Annotated in this window: 15 protein-coding genes and 4 pseudogenes; 10 read left to right on the top strand and 9 right to left on the bottom strand. The window is 69.8% G+C overall.

The annotated features are described in order from the left end of the window. Positions 1-31: 31 nt before the first annotated feature. Both ACFZDC_RS15050 and ACFZDC_RS15045 read right to left on the bottom strand, forming a co-directional pair. Positions 32-1,411, bottom strand: coding sequence for an MFS transporter (locus ACFZDC_RS15050; RefSeq protein ID WP_391323823.1), 1,380 nt, complete (start codon positions 1,409-1,411; stop codon positions 32-34). Positions 1,412-1,899: 488 nt separating this feature from the next. After that, complete coding sequence (locus ACFZDC_RS15045) at positions 1,900-2,418, bottom strand: alpha/beta fold hydrolase (protein WP_391323821.1); 519 nt, start codon at positions 2,416-2,418, stop codon at positions 1,900-1,902. A gap of 338 nt (positions 2,419-2,756) precedes the next feature. Here ACFZDC_RS15045 and ACFZDC_RS15040 point away from each other — a divergent pair. Next, positions 2,757-3,125, top strand: a pseudogene (locus ACFZDC_RS15040) (luciferase family protein); the annotation flags it as partial. 292 nt (positions 3,126-3,417) lie between these two features. On the opposite strand, the gene ACFZDC_RS15035 reads toward ACFZDC_RS15040, so the two are convergent. Next, complete coding sequence (locus ACFZDC_RS15035) at positions 3,418-4,476, bottom strand: alcohol dehydrogenase catalytic domain-containing protein (protein ID WP_391323819.1); 1,059 nt, start codon at positions 4,474-4,476, stop codon at positions 3,418-3,420. A gap of 301 nt (positions 4,477-4,777) precedes the next feature. Between ACFZDC_RS15035 and ACFZDC_RS15030 the strand changes: the two genes are divergently transcribed. Together ACFZDC_RS15030 and ACFZDC_RS15025 are read left to right on the top strand one after the other, a co-directional pair. Then, on the top strand, positions 4,778-5,095 hold the full coding sequence (locus ACFZDC_RS15030) for a hypothetical protein (RefSeq protein WP_391323817.1): 318 nt from the start codon (positions 4,778-4,780) through the stop codon (positions 5,093-5,095). Between the two features lie 375 nt (positions 5,096-5,470). Then, positions 5,471-6,583, top strand: a complete 1,113-nt coding sequence (locus tag ACFZDC_RS15025) for a catalase family protein (RefSeq protein WP_391323815.1) — start codon at positions 5,471-5,473, stop codon at positions 6,581-6,583. Between the two features lie 243 nt (positions 6,584-6,826). Here the strand turns inward: ACFZDC_RS15025 and ACFZDC_RS15020 are convergent, their stop codons facing one another. Next, a complete protein-coding gene (locus ACFZDC_RS15020; protein WP_391323813.1) occupies positions 6,827-7,879 on the bottom strand; it encodes an alcohol dehydrogenase catalytic domain-containing protein in 1,053 nt (350 codons plus the stop codon). 24 nt (positions 7,880-7,903) lie between these two features. Then, positions 7,904-8,287: a hypothetical protein gene (locus tag ACFZDC_RS15015; protein ID WP_391323812.1), complete on the bottom strand. Its 384-nt coding sequence runs from the start codon at positions 8,285-8,287 to the stop codon at positions 7,904-7,906. A 431-nt stretch (positions 8,288-8,718) separates the two neighbouring features. Between ACFZDC_RS15015 and ACFZDC_RS15010 the strand changes: the two genes are divergently transcribed. After that, a complete protein-coding gene (locus tag ACFZDC_RS15010) occupies positions 8,719-9,378 on the top strand; it encodes a TetR family transcriptional regulator (RefSeq protein ID WP_391323810.1) in 660 nt (219 codons plus the stop codon). A 296-nt stretch (positions 9,379-9,674) separates the two neighbouring features. Here ACFZDC_RS15010 and ACFZDC_RS15005 read toward each other — a convergent pair whose 3' ends face one another. Next, positions 9,675-11,336, bottom strand: coding sequence for a carboxylesterase family protein (locus ACFZDC_RS15005; protein ID WP_391323808.1), 1,662 nt, complete (start codon positions 11,334-11,336; stop codon positions 9,675-9,677). A gap of 32 nt (positions 11,337-11,368) precedes the next feature. After that, positions 11,369-12,616, bottom strand: a complete 1,248-nt coding sequence (locus ACFZDC_RS15000; protein ID WP_391323806.1) for a choice-of-anchor Q domain-containing protein — start codon at positions 12,614-12,616, stop codon at positions 11,369-11,371. Between the two features lie 880 nt (positions 12,617-13,496). On the opposite strand from ACFZDC_RS15000, the pseudogene ACFZDC_RS14995 reads away from it, so the two are divergent. The 4 genes and pseudogenes from ACFZDC_RS14995 to ACFZDC_RS14980 all read left to right on the top strand — a co-directional run. Further along, positions 13,497-13,651, top strand: a pseudogene (locus ACFZDC_RS14995) (zinc-dependent alcohol dehydrogenase); the annotation flags it as partial. 230 nt (positions 13,652-13,881) lie between these two features. Continuing rightward, the gene (locus ACFZDC_RS14990) at positions 13,882-14,556 is read left to right on the top strand and encodes a hypothetical protein (protein ID WP_391323804.1); all 675 of its coding nucleotides are present in this window, start codon (positions 13,882-13,884) and stop codon (positions 14,554-14,556) included. A 353-nt stretch (positions 14,557-14,909) separates the two neighbouring features. After that, positions 14,910-15,078: pseudogene (locus tag ACFZDC_RS14985) on the top strand (IS5/IS1182 family transposase); the annotation flags it as partial. Beyond that, complete coding sequence (locus tag ACFZDC_RS14980) at positions 15,079-15,285, top strand: hypothetical protein (RefSeq protein WP_391324061.1); 207 nt, start codon at positions 15,079-15,081, stop codon at positions 15,283-15,285. A 35-nt stretch (positions 15,286-15,320) separates the two neighbouring features. Here the strand turns inward: ACFZDC_RS14980 and ACFZDC_RS14975 are convergent, their stop codons facing one another. Then, entirely contained in the window at positions 15,321-15,653 is a 333-nt protein-coding gene (locus ACFZDC_RS14975; RefSeq protein ID WP_391323802.1) for an antibiotic biosynthesis monooxygenase, read from the bottom strand. A 235-nt stretch (positions 15,654-15,888) separates the two neighbouring features. On the opposite strand from ACFZDC_RS14975, the gene ACFZDC_RS14970 reads away from it, so the two are divergent. Beyond that, positions 15,889-16,152: a hypothetical protein gene (locus ACFZDC_RS14970; RefSeq protein ID WP_391323800.1), complete on the top strand. Its 264-nt coding sequence runs from the start codon at positions 15,889-15,891 to the stop codon at positions 16,150-16,152. Positions 16,153-16,287: 135 nt separating this feature from the next. Then, positions 16,288-16,362: pseudogene (locus ACFZDC_RS14965) on the top strand (helix-turn-helix domain-containing protein); the annotation flags it as partial. Positions 16,363-16,629: 267 nt separating this feature from the next. Here ACFZDC_RS14965 and ACFZDC_RS14960 read toward each other — a convergent pair. Continuing rightward, the gene (locus ACFZDC_RS14960; RefSeq protein ID WP_391324050.1) at positions 16,630-16,971 is read right to left on the bottom strand and encodes a peptidoglycan-binding protein; all 342 of its coding nucleotides are present in this window, start codon (positions 16,969-16,971) and stop codon (positions 16,630-16,632) included. Positions 16,972-17,138 lie beyond the last annotated feature (167 nt).

Below are 17,138 nucleotides of genomic sequence, written 5' to 3'. Positions count from 1 at the left end.
GGCCGGTCAGCGACGGGAGCCGTCGCGCCGGTCAGACCGTCCGCGCCTCGGCCGCCGGACTCGCCGCGGTGCGATCGCCGTCCTCGGCTTCGACCTGGGCGAGATCCCGGTGCCGCGTCTCCCGGGCGACGCCCACGGCGATCAGTGTCAGCACGGCGGCCGCGATCACGTACAGGGCGATCGGTGTGGAGCTGTCGTAGGCGGAGAGCAGCGCGGTGGCGATGAGCGGGGCGGGCGCACCGGCCGCCACCGAGGCGAACTGGGCGCCGATGGAGGCGCCGGAGTAGCGCATCCGGGTCGCGAACATCTCGGCGAAGAAGGCCGCCTGGGGCGCGTACATGGCCCCGTGCACCACGAGTCCGACCGTCACGGCCAGCACCAGGCAGCCGAACGTGCCGGTGTCGACGAGTGAGAAGAAGGGGAACATCCACAGGCCGATGCCGGCGGCGCCGAGCAGGTACACGGGCCGTCGCCCGACCCGGTCGGAGAGCGCGCCCCAGGCCGGGATCACGGCGAAGTGCACGGCGGAGCCGATCAGCACGGCGTTGAGCGCGGTCTGCTTCGAGACGCCGGCGGACGTGGTGGCGTAGACGAGGATGAAGGCGGTGATGACGTAGTAGCTGATGTTCTCCGCCATGCGGGCGCCCATCGCGACGAGCACGTCCCGCCAGTGGTGCCGGAGGACGGACACGAGCGGCAGCTTCTCCGCGTCGCCGTCCCCGCGCCGGGTCTCCGACCGCTCCAAGGCCTCCTTGAAGACAGGCGATTCGTCGACGGAGAGACGAATCCACAAACCGACGATCACCAGCACACCGGAGAGCAGGAACGGGACGCGCCACCCCCAGCTGCCGAAGGCGTCGTCCGAGAGCACAGCGGTGAGCAGCGACAGCACACCGGTGGCGAGGAGCTGCCCCGCCGGCGCCCCGGTCTGCGGCCACGACGCCCAGAACCCACGCCGTCGCGCGTCCCCGTGCTCGGAGACCAGTAGCACGGCGCCGCCCCACTCACCACCGAGCGCGAAGCCCTGCACCAGGCGCAGCGCGGTCAGCAGCACCGGAGCGAGGGAGCCGACGGCCGCGTGTGTCGGCAGCAGCCCGATGGCGAAGGTGGCCCCGCCCATCATCACCAGACTCAGCACCAGCAGCCTCTTGCGCCCCAGCCGGTCACCGTAGTGCCCGAACACGAGCGCCCCCAGCGGGCGGGCCGCGAACCCGACGGCGTACGTCAGGAACGACAGCAGGGTCCCGACGAGCGGATCGGAATCCGGAAAGAACACCTTGTTGAACACCAGCGCGGCGGCAGAGCCGTACAGAAAGAAGTCGTACCACTCGATGGTGGTGCCGATGAGGCTGGCGGCGACGATGCGGGGGAGGCTGGACGGGGCTGGTGGAGCGCTTGCGGGCGACGACATCGGCACCACTTCCTGGCGTTGAACGGGGACGTTTGCGTGTCGCCACACCGTAGGAACGCGCAGGTCGGATGCGTATGTGGCAGGGCCCCATAGTTTCGGGCGGGGGAGTGCGCGCGTCCACCATGGAGGCGGTGCCGGGGTGTCGTCGCCGCTCCCGTGCTGACTTGGTGCTGACTACGCAGCGTAGAAGTCCGGCATGGGCCGCAGATCGGGCGTCGCGGGGTCGGGTTGGCCTGCGGGGTGCGCAGTTCTCGGGCCGTGGTTCACGCGAAGCCCCGGAGTTAGAAGCGGCTGCCTTGCCCCGGGCGAGTGTCGCGATGCGGGTCGGCGTGTCAGCGGCCGTCGTACGGCGAGCGGGAGTGAGCGGTCATCGCCGCCAACAGCGAACTGCAGGAACGCGCAGACGCTCACACCAAGTGCGCGCCGGGCGGACCGGTCTGGGTCCCGTACAGGATCGTCCGTGTCGTGCTGGAGGAGCATTTGCCCCGTTACGGCGCCGCTGGCTCTGGCTGACCATCCTCTCGGCGGAGAGCGGATCCATGCACCATCTCCTGCACCGCGTTGATGACCACGCCCGGCCGGCCGATCGGGATGTCGTGCGAGCTGTGCTGCGCCACCACCAGGCGCCGGTCGGGTACGGCGCTCACGAACTCCTGCTGGGCCCGCCGCCACAGCTGTGCGTCGGCGGCAGTCGTGAAAGGCGTGCGGGACGACACGATCGCGGTGGCGGGAACGCTCTGCGGCCAGGCCAGCTTGTGGTAAGCGAGGTGTACGGACCCGTAGTTGTCGGCCTCGGCGAGAAGCTGACGGGTCGCCCGCCTCTGCGGCTGAGTCTCGAGCGCTGCGATCTGCTGCTCGTTGGCGGCGACGAGCTTGGCCGTTTCGCTCTCGGTGTAGAACTCGGGGAGGCTGGTATCCACCAGGACCGCACCGGTGACCCAGTGCGGGTACTGCCTGACGAAATAGGTGGCGATCTCCCCGGCGAGCGAGTGGGAGACGAGGACCACGTTCTTCGTGGCCCCCGCTGCGTCAGGCCGGCCGCGAGATCGGAGGCGGCGTTCTGCGCCCTCCACGGCCCGCGCACGTCACTGCTTCTGCCCTGTCCGGTGCGGTCATAGGTGATGATCTCGGACCCAGTCTTCTTCGCGAGGACGGGCACGATCTTCTTCCAGTACGACGCGTCGAGCCCCCCGCCGACGTCGAGGACGATGGGCGTCGAGGACGATGGCCGGGAGACGGCCAGGCGTGACGTAGAAGGCCAGCTTGTGCCCGTTGTTGGTGACCATGTGAAGTGACGGCCGGGCAACGGCCGTTGCCGTAGCGGATGCGGTTGCACTGGCCCGGGATGCCGTCGCGGCCGGGTGCGTGTCCTTTGCCGTGGCAGAGTCGCAGGCGGTCGGCCAGTTGCGGCACGGGTCGGGCACTGCGCTCCCCGTACGACGAGATAGTGCACTTCCACTCGGATCATGACGTGGACCTGCACCTCACGGCGCGTGTCATTCAGCGCTTCTCGGAGAACCTCAAGGGGACGACGGCTGTTCGGCTTGTGCCCGGTTCACGGTGGGTCACCGTGCACCTCGACTGTGACGGCGACGTCGACCTGCTGGTAAGCCTGGTCAGCATCGCGCTGCAGGCCCATCAGGCGGTGCGTCCGTTTGTGGACGCACCGCCCGCGGTGTGCAATTTCCGCCGCGTCACGGTGCTGGACCGCGACAATGATCTGGACCACACAGGACCACCAGGTGACGCGAGGCGGAGCCGTGGCGACCGACCCCCGCGAGGACGAGGCTGTTCGTGGCGTCAACGAGCGGCTGGAGGCCGCCTACGGCGAGACGCACAGCCCTGACGAGATCGCGGCGGTCGTGGCGGGCGCTTATGTCGTGTTCACGGGGTTTCCCGTCCTGACGTGTGCTGAAATGCGTTCAGCGAGGGGGGCCCGAGAGGCGGCCCTCGGCCGCACAGGCCGGCACCCCCGCCGCAGGCCACCGCTATCCGAATACCGCGTCCTACTCGGCGTCTTTGTCCCGGCCATCGTCGAAGACGAGGAGCGGTTTGGCGCCATGAGCAGGTGCTTCGGCGAGCGAGATGGCCTCAGCGAAGCGTTCGAGCGGGAACGGCCGGCCCTCGGGGATGGTCAGCACATCATCAGCGACGAGAGTGCGAACCTCGGACAGCGCGTCCAGCACATCCGCAGGTGTGGCCGTGCCGAACCAGCGGTTCAGCCAGAAGCCACGGACCACTTTGGTCTCGTAGATGACCGAGCGCGCCAGGAGCGGAATCGTCAGCGCCGCCGGGTCAGTCTGCCGATGGGTAGAGAGCGCGCCGTAGACCACAACTTCTCCTCCCGGAGCCAATGCCTGGGACACCTGGGCACCCACGTCGCCGGCGACACAGTCGATGGCCTCGCGCACGCCGGCCGGTCCTGCGATCTCCGTCACACGCTGCAACAGGTCCTCGTCCTCAGTGCAAATGACCTCCTCACCACCAAGCGCCTTGATCTCCTCCACGGCAGCGCGCCGCCGCACCACACTGATCGTGCGAATAGCCAGGTGCCTGGTCAGCTGAACGACGAGCCGGCCGACGGTGGAGCCCGCCGCCGTCTGCAACAACCATTCACCCGGCTGTACGTCGAGTTCGCGCGCCACCAGGAGCAGCGCGGTCAGCGGGTTGACAGCGAGTTGACAGGCGCTGGAGTCGCTCAGACGGTCGGGGACCGGCAGGAGCCTATGTGTATCGGCAACAAGGTATTCCTGCCAGGTGCCGGCCACCCGCGGGCCGGGTACGGCCGGGACGGCAACGACCACCACACGCTCGCCGATCTTCAGCCCCTCGGTTTTCGGCCCCAGGGCCTCAATGCGGCCTACGCATTCCGTGTGACCCCCGACAGTGGGAAACTCGGGGGAGAAACCGTAGCGACCACGCAGCACGTGCAGATCACTGGCGTGAATCGGGCTCGCCTTCACACGGATCAACGCCTGGCCGGCTTGTGGCGTGGGAACAGGCCGGGATTCCAGCCGCAGGACATCGGCCGGCTCGCCGACCTCTCTGGCGACGAGCGCGCGCATGAATTGCGGCATGAGTGACCTTTCGTCTCTCAGCACCCGACGAACTCGGCGGATGTTCTGGGCAGGAACGACGCAACCTCCGGCGGCCCTCGACGCCATGTGTACAGCTCGCCTCGCCTGATCGATCGCCAGGTGCCACCCCTGCACTCCTCCCAGCCTGCGCTCCTTCCCGAGCGCTGTCCTGTCGTAAGCAGCCTTGCCCCTTGACGCGAGGCTCACGACGTCAGAAGAGCTGCACCCGCGCGCCGGGCTTTCATTAAGGGGTCAACTAATCCGATCACCCGTAGATGACGCCGAGTACGTGGACAACGCGGACAGCGCCGATTGCGTCATTCCACCTGGTGAGGAGCGAGCAGCCCATCCGCCGTGCCGTCTCGGTTTCCGTCTGAAGGGCGTCGGCAAGACGATCACGGCAGCATGGGTCGAGGCCCATCTCTCCCGGCGGCCGGGCGGCCCGGCGGCCGCCGGGGTTGTTTCACGCTGCTTCATCGACAGTGGCCAGGTCGCCTTCCTGCGAGTCTTCAACGTCGCGCACCAGCTCATCTGCTGGGGGCGTTTGAAGCCGTCGCAAGAGGAGTTCTTGGAACTCCAACAAAGTGACAGGCTGGTCACCCGGTGACCGAGCGAGGCCAAGAATCAGGCTCCGGCGATGGTCCGGCCTGGCATCGGCTCCGCGAGCGCGGCCCGCCAGGCCGGCGCGCCGAAGGGGTCGGCGAAGTACTGCGTCTCGTGCACCACGTGCTGGTCAGCGAATTGTCTCCTTCGCTCCGGCCCTTGTGCTCGGATGAGCTGGGCTCCGTGTTCAGCAGGGGGAGGGTCGACCCGGCAGCCCGGTCCGCCTACGGGCTCGGCATGCGTCGACCCTGTGGGCGCGGTGCCCCCGACGCGGTTGCACTATGTCTCCGTGTGATTCGCCACAGTCGGTTATGTTGTGCACAATTTAATTGCTCGCTAGCGTCAGGGGTAGACATCACCGCACAGGGGAGGCAACACCATGGATCCCGTCCGCTACGAGGACTACCGCCCCACCGAACGTCCGGGCTACCAAGAGGAGTTGGATGCAGTCGTCGCCCAGGTGGCGCGTCGTACGCGTGCCTCGGTCGAGCGCGAGGCCGTCGGCCGCGCTGTGCGCACCGCCCACGGAAAGACCTACGGCCTCCTCAGGGCCACGGTCACGATTGGTGACAACCGTGGCTTCTACGGACAGGGCATCTTCGCCCGGCCGGCCGTGCACGACGCCGTCGTCCGCTACTCGAACGGCTTGGGCCACCAGCGCCCCGACCACCAGCTCGGCGCGGCATGCGGAATGGGCGTCAAGCTGTTCGGGGTTGCCGGCCCCTCGCTGCTGGACGACGAACGAGACACCGGGACGTTCGACCTCAACCTGATCAACAACGACGTCTTCTTCGCGAACACCGCCTACGACTACATGGTGATCGAGGATCTGTTCGCCGAACTGCCCGAGGCGCTCGTGGACCCAGCCCGCCGCAAGACCTGGATGGCGGAGTTCCTGACCCGCCGGCAGACGCTCACCGATCCCGGCAGCTGGCTGTGGGACGAACTGCTCGCCATGCTGTCGTTCACTGCCGTCCCGCGCAGGAACCTGCTGTCGTACACCTACAACAGCATGGGCGCCTTCCGGTACGGCGACCACATCGCCAAGATCCGTACCGTGCCGACCGCCGCGTCCCTGGCCTTGCTCACGCACCAGATCGTCGACGTGCGCGCGGACAACGAGGCGTTCCGCCGCACCCTGGTGGCCGAGGCCGCGGAGCGAGACCACTCCTTCGAGCTCCAGGTCCAGCTCAACACCGATCTGGCCCGCATGCCGGTGGACAACACGTCCGTCAAGTGGCCCGAGGACCTGTCCCCCTGGGTGACGGTTGCCCGGGTGGATCTCCCGCGCCAGGACATCGGCGGGGACGACAACCTGGCGGCCGCCGACGCCACGTCGATCACGCCGTGGCGATCACGCGAGGAACACCGGCCCATCGGCGAGATCCAGCGGGTGCGGCAGGAGGTGTACCGGCGCTCGTCCATCGAACGGCACCGCATCAACGGACAACAGCGGCGCGAACCGGTCAGCAGCGCGCAATTGCTCGGCTGAGCCGGCTCAGCCGAGCCCCGCCACCTGCGCTGACCGCGCTCGGACTGCGGCCGCGCGCACGCGACCCGGCAAGGGATTCCCGACGCCGCTCACGTGCTCTTCCCAGGGGGCCGACGCCTGGCCCGCAGCCACCCCGCAGCGGCCAGGCGTGAGCGGCGCTGCGGAGCTCAAGGAACCCTTGGGGCACTTCGCTTGGCCCTGCGCGTTCGGAGCGGCGGTGAGAGTCGGACCTGCACAGGAGGGTCAGCGGGTGGGGTCGAGAAGGATCTTGCGGACGCCGTCGGAGCGGTCTGCGAACAGTTTGTACGCCGCCGGGCCTTCGGAGAGGGGGAAGCGGTGGGAGACCACGACTTCGGGGTTGATCCGGCCGGCACGGGCGAGGGCGATCAGGGGAGGTAGTTCGTAGTGCACCGAGCACAGCCCGATGGCGAACTCCAACTCCTTGACCTGCGCCAGTCCCATGTGGAAGGGGAATGCCTTGCTCTGGCTGACCCCGACGACGCTGACCCGGCCGGCCTGTCGTACGGCCTTGAGCGCGAGCTGGATGGTGGCGTCCGAGCCCACGGCCTCCACCACGGCGTCCGGCCCGCGTCCGCCGGTCATGTCCCGTATGGCCGTCCGCGCGTCCTCGCCCTCGACCGGCTCGACACCCAGGGTGGCGGCGAAGGCGCGACGCTCCGCGACCAGGTCCGCGCCCAGCACCCGCGCGGCGCCCATCGCGAAGGCGGACTGGGCGGCCATGAGGCCGACCGGGCCGAGGCCGATGACCAGGACGGTCTCACCGGGCCGGATGCGGGCACGGCGGCAGCCGTACCAGGCCGTGGGGGCGTTGTCCGTCAGGACGACGGCGGCCTCGTCGGAGATGCCCTCGGGCAAGTGCACCAGATTGACGTCGGCGTAGGGCACCGCCAGGGACTGGGCCTGGCTGCCCGGGCGCTGCGGGCTCACCCCGTAGCAGAGCTCCGTGCTGGACGTGGCGCGCTCGCACCGCGCGGTGAACCCGGCCGCGCACGACCGGCACTGGGTACATCCGACGGAGGCGGGCACCAGAACCCGGTCGCCGGGCCTGAAGCGGGTGACCTGGCCGCCCGTGTCGACGACCACGCCGACGCACTCGTGCCCCGGTGTGTACCCCAGTTCCGGGCTGAACGGGTTGCCGCGGTAGATGTGCAGGTCGCTGCCGCAGATGCCGGCCGCGGTCACCTGCACCACCGCGTCGGTGGGGCTGGTGACGGCCGGGTCGGGGACATCCCCATAGCGGATGTCGTGACGGCCGTGGTAGGTCAGTGCCTTCACCGGATTTCTCTCTCCTCAGTCCAGTCAGTCCGCGATCTTCAAAACCGTCGGCAAGGGGGCCGCCGGGTCGACCTTGGTCACGCCGCGCCGGTCCGGCACGCAGCGCTCGTGCGCGCCGAACGCGCCCGGCACGTGGTTGTCGACCGAGGACCCGGAGCGCCGGGAGGCGGTCACCCTTCCCACCGTGCCGGCGCGCATCACCTCGCCGGTCCCCACCGGGCGGAGGTAGGACCTGCCCGCGTTCATCCAGCCGCGCACCTCCGGGTCGGTCGACGGACAGAGCACCTGCACCACGAATTCCCCGCCGTCCGGCTGCCCGGTCGGCTCCTCGACGTGCTCCCGGTCGGTGGGCCGCGGCTCTCCCCCGGGACGTGCGGCCAGGCGCACCTGGCGGTTGCTTCTGTTCATCCCCGGCGGCTCCTCCGACGGTCGCGTTGGATCGGCGGTCGGCACGCCCGGCAGACTGTCGTGTCGTGTACCGACGCCCTGCGACGCATACCGTCCAGTTGGTATGGACGGTGAGCGTACGGGTGCCGGGCCGCCGGAGACAAGGGGCCCGGTGCGAGGTGTGGCTCATGTGTGCGGTCGGTCCACACGCGCCCGGTGTCCCAAGTCGCGCCTGACACGCCACCTGCAGCGGATGACTCGCGTCGACTGCCGGGAACCCGGAAACGTACGCCGCGGCTGCACCTACGTGCAGGCAGCCGAGGATGCGTGACGCGGTCAGGCGGTCCGGTCGGGTCCCGTCCCCGCACCGGCTCAAGCCGTGGCATCCTCGCGCAATGCCGAGAAGCGGTGCGAGGCCGAGCGCACACCAGCTTCTCGCCTAGAGTCGGTGTATGACGGAGGCACCGGCCCAGGACCGCGGCGCGCGGTCCCGTGACGCGATTCTCGACACCGCCGGCGAACTGATGTCGCGGTACGGCTACGCCGCTACGTCCATTTCCATGATCTCCGCCGAGTGCGGCCTGCCGGCCAGCTCCCTCTACTGGCACTTCGGCAGCAAGGACGGGATCTATGTCGCGGTGCTGGAGCGCGCCAGGACCGCGCTGCTGGCAGCCCTGCCCCCGGCCGAGGTGCCGGGCGCCGACGTCGCGCAGCGCCTGGACGCCTTCCTCGCGGAGGTCGAGGACGCTTTCCGGCGCCACCCGCACGGGCTGAAACTGCTGCTGGGGCTGGGTATGGTCCAGGAGGACGCCAGCGCGGCGGCCGTGGCCGAGGTGCACCACTACCGTGACGCGCTGGTGGCCTGGGCTCAGGATGCGCTGAGCGCCGTCTTCGGGCTGAGTGACCGCCCCGAGGTGGCGGACGAAATGGCGCGCTTCACACTCAGAATGGCGAGTGGCACCGCGGTCGCCCGCTGGTTCGAACCGGGCGCCGTCCTGGAGACCGGGCCGTTGCACGTCGCCTTGCTGGCGCTCGCGGCTCACCACGACGTTCTGGTGCGCCGTACCTCGGGCGAGGGCGCCCTGTCGCCTGACGTCACGGACAGGGAATGACGACCGGGTGTGCCGCCCCGGGATCGGGCGGTTCATAGGCGCGTTCGACCCCAGCCGGCCGGAACCTCAGGTGCACAGGGTGGGCGACGCCTGGACGACAGGGAACAGGCCGATGTCCGGGATGCTCACCACAACGTTCTCGAAGCCCTCCGGCACCATACGGACCGTGCCGCCGTTCCCTGTGCGGCAAGGACATCAGGTCGGCCGCACAGCAATGGATCTTGATCGCAGGGCCATTCGCGCGGGCAGCCGATCCCAGGAAGTGAGGGCTCATTGCGGCCGCAGGTGCGTCGGCGTCATCGCACGGCTCCCAGGAAAGTGGGGGAGGGGAGCCAGAACGCGCAGTGGTGGTCGGTCGCGAAGCCGGTGGTGGAGGCGACCCGGTCCGGCGCCAGCACCTGGATGCGGTCCCCTTCGGCCGTGTAGCGAGGCCAGGCGGGGACGCGGGAGCCGTTGGGGTCGCCGGTGGCGATGAACCGTGCCCAGTAGGCGGTCATCGTGGCGGACAGCCGCCGCTGGGCGGGCGTCAGGTGCAGGGAGTCCATGGGAAAGAGATAGGCCAGTTCGGAGGCGTGGAATGCGCCCTGCGGCGTGTGCGGTGCCGGGATGAACGGTGGTGCCTGGGGGTCGTTGAACTCGTAGGCGTAGACGGGCGCCCGGGTGCCGTACAGTCGGCTGTCGGCCCGTGCCGGGCAGGCGAACCGCTGGTCGGTGTTGACGGCGGAATACGCTAGGTTCGGGGAGGGATACGCCGAGGCCGGATAGGTGTGCAGGACCGCCGCTGCGCGGCCGCCGTGCTGGAGCCTGATAAGGGCGGCGTAAGAGGCCGTGGTCAGGGGGCCGTCGCCGAGCAGATCCAGGTACAGCGCCGTGAAGTACCGGTATTCGTCATGGGTGTTGCCGTTCAGTGTCGGGACGGCGTTGACTCGTCCCTCGGCCCATGCCCTGTGCGGAGCACGCGGGAGGACACGTGGCCTGGTGTTCGGGCCCCACAAGGAGGCTGTCCCGGTCCCGGTGCCGCGAAGGAGCTCGGTGGTGGTCAGGGCGCGCAGACAGGTCGCCGCGGTCGTCGGGTCCGCGCAGCCGACCGAGGCCGCGAAGTCGCTGCCTCCCCGCTCGGCCGCGCCGAGCGTGAGCGGTGTCGGACCGCCGTCCGAGGCACAGCTCCCGCTCTGCTGAATCGCCCGCTGGAACAGGCCTTCGGCGGTGGGGGAGGCGATGTGGGCGCAGGTGTCCACCGATCCGGCGGACTGGCCGCCGAGGGTCACTCGGTTGTGGTCGCCTCCGAAGGCGCCGATGTTGTGCCGAACCCAGCGCAGCGCGGCCTGCTGATCCATCAAGCCGTAGTCGCCGGAGGCGTGGTCCTCGCTCTCCGCCGACAGGGCGGGGTGGGCGAGGAACCCCAGTGCTCCCAGGCGGTAGTTGACGGTCACCACGATCACGCCGCGCGCGGTCAGCATCGAGCCGTCGTAGTCGCTGCCGGCACCGTAGGCGTTGCCGCCGCCGTGCAGCCACACCAGCACCGGCAGGGGCCGGCCGCCCGTGCGGGCGGGTGTCCACACATTGAGGTACAGGCAGTCCTCCGTCGTGCTGCCGGTGTGGTTGGACTCGCCGGGCAGGACGGGGCCGCCGTCGGGGAGCAGTGTCAGCGGCAGTTGGGGGCAGGGCCGGGCGGGTACGGTGGCGTCCCGCACGCCGGGCCATCGCTCGGCCGGCCGTGGGGGACGCCAGCGCAGCTCGCCCGTCGGCGGGGCGGCGAAGGGGATGCCCTGGAAGACCCGGCCGCCGTCGCGCTGGGCGGCGCCGCGCACCCAGCCGCGGTCGGTGCGCACGACCAGGGAGTCGTGAGCGGCATCGGCCCGGGCCGTGGGCGGGGGAACGGCGAGGGAGGACAGCAGCAGGGCCAAAATCGCGATCATGGTGCGGGCCAGGGTGTTGCACAGGCTCGGCAATCTCATCGCATCTCCTGATGCCGGTGCGAGCGGTGTCGTCATGGCGTGTGCTCGTAGGCGCCGATGTCGCAGGCGGCGCCCTGGGGGCGGGCGACACCGCGCTGATCGGTGGCCGGGCAGTCCGCCGCCGCGTCCATGGCGGGGCTTCCGGGCAGCAGCGCGGCGGTGTCCGTGGGGCCGCCGTTGTCGGCGAGCGGGCCGATCAGCGGCGCACGGCTGGGCAGGTCGCCCGCGGCGGTGAGTCGGCAACTGCCGTCGCCGTCGAGGTTGTGGCCCTCCGAGGCGATGGTGGCGAAGGCCTTCTTGCAGTTGGCGGCCTTGTCGTCGACCGTGTTGCCGGCGACGACGGAGTTGCGCAACGTCAGTCGTCCCAGCGGCAGATCGACGACGTCGGGGATCGGAGAGGGCAGGCTGTCGAGGTAGGCGGGGGCGATGTTGATTCCGCCTCCGCCGTCGCTCGAACTGTTGCCGAAAATGGTCGAGTTGAGGATATCCACGGGTCCCCGGCCACGGATGTCGATCCCGCCGCCGTAGCCGGCAAGGCTGCCGGGGCGGTCGCCCGGGTTCGTCACGCGGTTGTCGGCGACCGTCGAGTTGGTCACGGTGCCGGTGTCGTCGAACCTGATGCCCCCGGCCTCTCCCGCGACGTTCCCGCTGACGGTGCCGTCGATCAGATCCAGGTGCGAGCCGGGGATGTTGAAGATGCCACCGCCGTAGCCCGCGGAGTTCCCGGTCACGGCGACCCGGCGCAGCGTCATGCGGTGTCCGTTGGCGATGCCGCCACCACCGGTGTCGGTGATGGGCAGTTCGCGCTCCTTGGCCACACCCCCGGTGATGGTCAGATCGGAAAGCCGGGTGTCCGCCTGCATGCGGAAGGCGCGGTCCAGGTGGTTGGCGTCGATGACGGTGGTCCGTGCGCCGGAGCCGCGGATCGTGGTGGGCGCGGTGACGTTCAGGTCACCCGTGGTCGGGTCGGGGTGGTCTCCGATGATCAGGCGGGGATCGGGCGGGATGGTCAGCCGGTAGCGGCCCGGAGAGAGTGTGATGGTGCTGCCCTGGCGGACGTTGGCGGCCATCACCGCGGCGCGCAGGCTGCAGGCGCCCGACGCGGTGCGGCAGAGTCCGTCCGACGGGTCGGCATCGACCGCGTCGGAGGTGGTGTCCACAGTGAACTCCGTCGGTCCGACGGCTGCGGGTGTCGCGGCAGCCCTGGCTGTGGGTGCGGCGAGTGCCACGGCCGTGGTGAGGACGACGGCGAGTGCCGCCGGGCTGGTCCGGACGTTCATCAGTGCACTCCTCTCGGCGAGAAGGGGAGGATTCGGCTGATGCGAGGACTTCCTGCTGGTTCGGATGCGGCTCGTGTGAGAAACGCGGCCGGGCGCCTTCGGGTGTGGCGCTCGAGCGGCGAGGCGGGCCGGAGCAGGGGCTGGTGGGCTGCGAACGGGGTGTGGACCGTCCGCGCTCTGTAGGGAGCGTTCCATTCACGGACTTCCGTGTCTACTGATCGGCAGGGGAATGACCGGATAGGGACGGCATCGTGTATGGGGTGGAAGGGGCTGCCCAGGGTGAGGGCCCGTCGGTGGGTGTTTGGGGGAAGGCTGTCGCCGGTCCGAGCAGGTGGGAACGAAGAGCGCGGTCACCAGGTCGACCAGGACCATGCGCCGGGGCCGGTCGGCATGCTGGAACGCGGCGGCATCCGCGGTCGGCCGGGTGAGGAACCCCGCCAGGAGGGCACCCATTCCCTCCCGGCCCGACGCCGGCTGCTCCGACGATCCGGCCAGCCATGTCGCGCGGCAGCGGCAGCAGGGCCTTGGGAACCTCCAGCGCCACCGTTGTGATCGGGTCCCCGCTGCTGTGGACGTCGTTCGGCAGGGAAGAGGAAGGGGAACCCCAAGCCGACCTGACCCTCTGCCGGGTCCTGGAAGCAGCCCGGGACCTGCTGCGCTGCTGGACCGGCGCGCCCGAACGTGAAGCTGCCCCGATAACCGGGCCGGCGACCGGCCGGCGAGTCTGCCGGGGTACTCCGCTCATTGGACGGTGGCGTCGCTCCTCCTCGGCACCCCCATCGACACCCTCACCCACGCCCTCCTGCACCACGCCACCGCGCCCGTGGCCGTCGTCGCACACGACCGACGCACCCCTGGGCACCACTGCAGGGAGGAGAGCATGAGGGCAGCGGTCGTACGAGCCTTCGGCGAGCCCCTGGTCATCGAGGAGCGCCCCAACCCGAGCCCGGCCCGGCCAGGTCCGCATCCGTGTCGAGGCCTCCGGGCTGTGCCACACCGACATCCACGCGGCACACGGCGTCTGGCCGGTCGGGCGGCCGGCCGTGGTCGTCGGCCGGGGAGAGCGACACGTCGTAGCGGAGGTGGAGCAGGTCCCGCCGATCACTTGCAGGCGGGAGATCGCGCACGGCTGGGATTCCATCAACTGGTGGTGTAGATAAGTCAGTTGTTGCGTCTCCTGGATTGCAACAGGCGGTGATCGCGGTAACTTCAGTCGCTCTTCCTGTGATCGCCGACCCCCCTCATGCACAGCGAAAGGCACATGTATGGCGAACAACCGCAGGATGCGCTACGGCGGACGGCTGCTGGCGCTCTCAGCGGCTGCCCTGGGCATGGTCGCGGCGATAGCCGTTCCGGCCTCGGCCGATGACCAGCCTGCGCGGGCACAGCTCATAGCGGACTGTGACTCGGGCGAAGGAAAGTGCACCTTCAACGAACCGCAGTTGGGCCAGGCGTATCTCGGAGGCTTCCACCGGGTCTCCGACTCGCTCTACAACTGCAGCACCTCGCCTGCCACCCAGTCGATGACCTGGTCCGACACGGTCGGTTCCACGGACTCGGCGGGCGTATCCGTGACCGCCGGCGGCAAGATAGCGGGAATCATCGACCTCAGCGTTACGGCGACCTACAGCCACACCTGGTCGAGCACACACTCGGAGACCAGCTCCGTCAACATGACGGTGAAACCCGGTGAAGTCGGATGGATCTCCCGTGCGCAGGTGATGCAGACCGTCTCCGGCACATGGCAGACGCATTACGACGACCGGAAGTGGGGTCACTACTTCTGGTTCGTCCCCGACGTCATCACCGGGCCTGCCCCGAACGGGACGGACGGTCAGAGCAACGCCGTGGTCGTCAAGTCCAGGAGGATGACCGCTGAGGAGAAGCGGTCCTGCTCCAGCCGCTCCGGTAAGGCGAAGACGTTCGTCGTCCACGGCTGATCCACCGGCCCGGCCGCGCACCTGGCTGCCTCGGGGTCCGTATATTACCCACGAGGCAGCCAGGGCAGCTCAGAGTTCTTGAGCCGGTTGGTCGTCCGCTCGACCTCGTTGCGACGGTTTGTGGATCTCGCTGCCGAAGCCGACGGCCCGGCCGCCCGTGGGCCGTGGCCGAGGCGATGGCCGACTTCGTGGTTGACGATCAGCGCGTGACAGGTGGCGGAGCTCCTTTCATGCCGCACCGCGCCCGGCTCTTGAGGCGCTCGTGGACACGCCCACGCCACGGGTCCCCTTCCCTTACGCCCACCGCCCGCCCACGGTGGTCCGTCCGACGGTCGCGGAAGCACGGTGGGTGCCGAGACGTCAGTGGCCCTCCGCGTAACGCCCAGCCCGACCACGTCAGCGGTGACAAGGCATACAGCTCCGGCCGCAACCGCCGCTGTCCGCGCAGACGCCGAGCAGCAAAGCAAACACACGATCCCGGAGCCGAAGGACCAGCGGGCCCGCCGCAAACTGCGTGGCAGGATGGCAGCGGCCGCCGTCGCGCTGCCGTTCGCGGTCGAGGCCACTCAGTACGCCGTCCCATGGCTGCTGCGCGCCGCCGACGCCCAGGACATCGCAAGCAATCTGCTCGGCCTTGCGCTCGGAATGACCGCACTCGTCCTGCCGTGTCCTGCCGTGTCCCCTCAACCGCAGCGGACGGAGCGGGGAGGCACAGCGGTCCCACCGTGAGCGCGCTGCTCGCTGACGCGGGTACGGACCGGGAGCTACTCCTGTCCGGGGACGGCCATCTCCCCAAGAAGCGACCAGTCGTCCTGCGGAACCGTCGCGTTCATGATGCGCGGCGTCTCGACCAGATGGGGCGGCAGCGTCTGCTGCGCAGCCTTGAAGTGCGCGGACTGCACATGCGCGGCGCCGGCCTCGTCGTCGCGGAAGGCCTCGACCAGGACGTACTCCGTCGGGTCCGCCACGCTGCGTGACCAGTCGAACCACAGGCAGCCGGGCTCGGCGCGCGTGGCCCGGGTGAAGTCGGCGGTGATCTCGGGCCAGCGGTCGGCGTGCTCGGGACGGACTCGGAACTTGGCGGTAATGAAGATCATGGGATTCCTTCGCTGACGTGTGTGCGTTCTGCATCGAACGGGCGTTGCGTACGGCGGATCGTACGACCTCGGTTTGCCGTCGCCGGCTCGCCGACCCCACGACAGCCCACGCGTCGCGGCATTCCGCCGTACGGCCGCGGCCCCTCGTTCGCCGCGGCCGGCCGCGATGGAGCGGGTAGGTGGCGCGGGCCTGCCCGACGGACTGTTACGACCGGAGTACCCACTGACCGCTGTCATGACCAGCCAGCCGTCGATGGTCAGCGCCGACGGCCGGCTCGACCAGCTCTGTGGCGCTTCGGTGGAGGTGCCTGCCCTGCGTCACCGCCATGGGGACATCGAGCACCTGGCGCGGTTCTTCCTGCGCACGTACCGGCCGAGCGGCGAGAGCAGGTCCTCCCCGGATGCGCCGACCATGCTGCGGCGATGCCCCTGGCCGGAGAACGTCCGGCAGCCGGCGTCGGTGATCCGGGCCTGGCGCGGCGGCCTTCGGGCCGGATGATCGACGCGGAGGACCTACCGCCGGAATGCCGCGTGTCGTCGAACAAGGTCCTCACCACCATCGAGGCACTGGAAAGCGACGCCATGCTGCGTGGGTTGAGGGACCGCAACTCCAACGTCCAGCGGACCGCGCGGGAGGCTCGGGATCTCCCGAGCCACGATGTACCGCAAGATGCGCCGCTACGGGCTCGTTCCGTCGAGCCTGACGTGACGGGCCGTTCCGGCACGCAGGCCGCGGCGTGCGGCGCCTGCTCGGCGTCGCCGGCCCGCCGACCCCACAGCGTGGACCGGGACAGGGCCCGGCCCCGGTCGCGCGGATGGCAGGGCGGATCCGTCGTGGGGCCCTGCGGGTGATGGCCGCCACGCCGTGACACCGCACCCGGCGAGCTGCCGGCCCCGGCCGAGTTCCATACGTCACGTGGCATCAGCCTGGCTCACGCCGGTTGCCGGCCGCGTGTGGAGAACCAACGCCCGTGCATTATTTGGTCCGCAGCATGAGGGCAAAACGCGTGTTGTCGCCGTAGACCCCGCTCTCATCGCCGCGGACCCCGTACCGCTCCTGAAACAGGGCCACGGCCGCTCGGACGTCCGCGTCGTAATGGCCGTCGATCGCGCCGCCGTCGTAGATGTGCGCTATCTGCTGGAGACGTACCTGCAATTCGTAGACCCCATGGCCGCTGTCGCCTTGGCGCAGGAGGCCCGTGCCCGGGATTTCGGGGAGCGGCGGGTCCGGGGTGCCGGGCTGTGGACGGTTCGTCTGCCCTGGAGTCGGGTGAGCGGGGTCCTTCGGCGCGGGACTCGCCGGCCGTGGGGTCTCCACGTGCCCGGGAGGCGAAGAGGAGGTCGCAGGCTCGGCGTTGTGGTAGGCCAGCAGCCAAGAGGCGAGGATCAATCCGCTCGCCGCACCCAGCCCGGAGATGCCGGCGACTCGCAGGTTCCTGCGGTTGGTGGATCGCCGCCGTCTGCCACTGGTCTTCCTCTTGTGCG

The organism is Streptomyces sp. NPDC007905 (assembly GCF_042959345.1).
In the GTDB taxonomy this organism is placed as follows: domain Bacteria; phylum Actinomycetota; class Actinomycetes; order Streptomycetales; family Streptomycetaceae; genus Streptomyces.
This window is presented reverse-complemented; position numbering and strand designations above follow the sequence as displayed.

Bases quoted from the DNA above. Each gene is read 5' to 3' on its own strand.
- ACFZDC_RS15035 (WP_391323819.1), bottom strand. From the start codon at position 4,476: ATGCGCGCGCTCGTCGCCAGAGAGGTCGGCGAGCCGGCCGATGTCCTG.
- ACFZDC_RS15015 (WP_391323812.1), bottom strand. From the start codon at position 8,287: ATGAACAGAAGCAACCGCCAGGTGCGCCTGGCCGCACGTCCCGGGGGA.
- ACFZDC_RS14990 (WP_391323804.1), top strand. From the start codon at position 13,882: ATGGCGAACAACCGCAGGATGCGCTACGGCGGACGGCTGCTGGCGCTC.
- ACFZDC_RS15025 (WP_391323815.1), top strand. From the start codon at position 5,471: ATGGATCCCGTCCGCTACGAGGACTACCGCCCCACCGAACGTCCGGGC.
- ACFZDC_RS15050 (WP_391323823.1), bottom strand. From the start codon at position 1,411: ATGTCGTCGCCCGCAAGCGCTCCACCAGCCCCGTCCAGCCTCCCCCGC.
- ACFZDC_RS15000 (WP_391323806.1), bottom strand. From the start codon at position 12,616: ATGAACGTCCGGACCAGCCCGGCGGCACTCGCCGTCGTCCTCACCACG.
- ACFZDC_RS14980 (WP_391324061.1), top strand. From the start codon at position 15,079: ATGGCAGCGGCCGCCGTCGCGCTGCCGTTCGCGGTCGAGGCCACTCAG.
- ACFZDC_RS15005 (WP_391323808.1), bottom strand. From the start codon at position 11,336: ATGAGATTGCCGAGCCTGTGCAACACCCTGGCCCGCACCATGATCGCG.
- ACFZDC_RS14975 (WP_391323802.1), bottom strand. From the start codon at position 15,653: ATGATCTTCATTACCGCCAAGTTCCGAGTCCGTCCCGAGCACGCCGAC.
- ACFZDC_RS14970 (WP_391323800.1), top strand. From the start codon at position 15,889: ATGACCAGCCAGCCGTCGATGGTCAGCGCCGACGGCCGGCTCGACCAG.
- ACFZDC_RS15010 (WP_391323810.1), top strand. From the start codon at position 8,719: ATGACGGAGGCACCGGCCCAGGACCGCGGCGCGCGGTCCCGTGACGCG.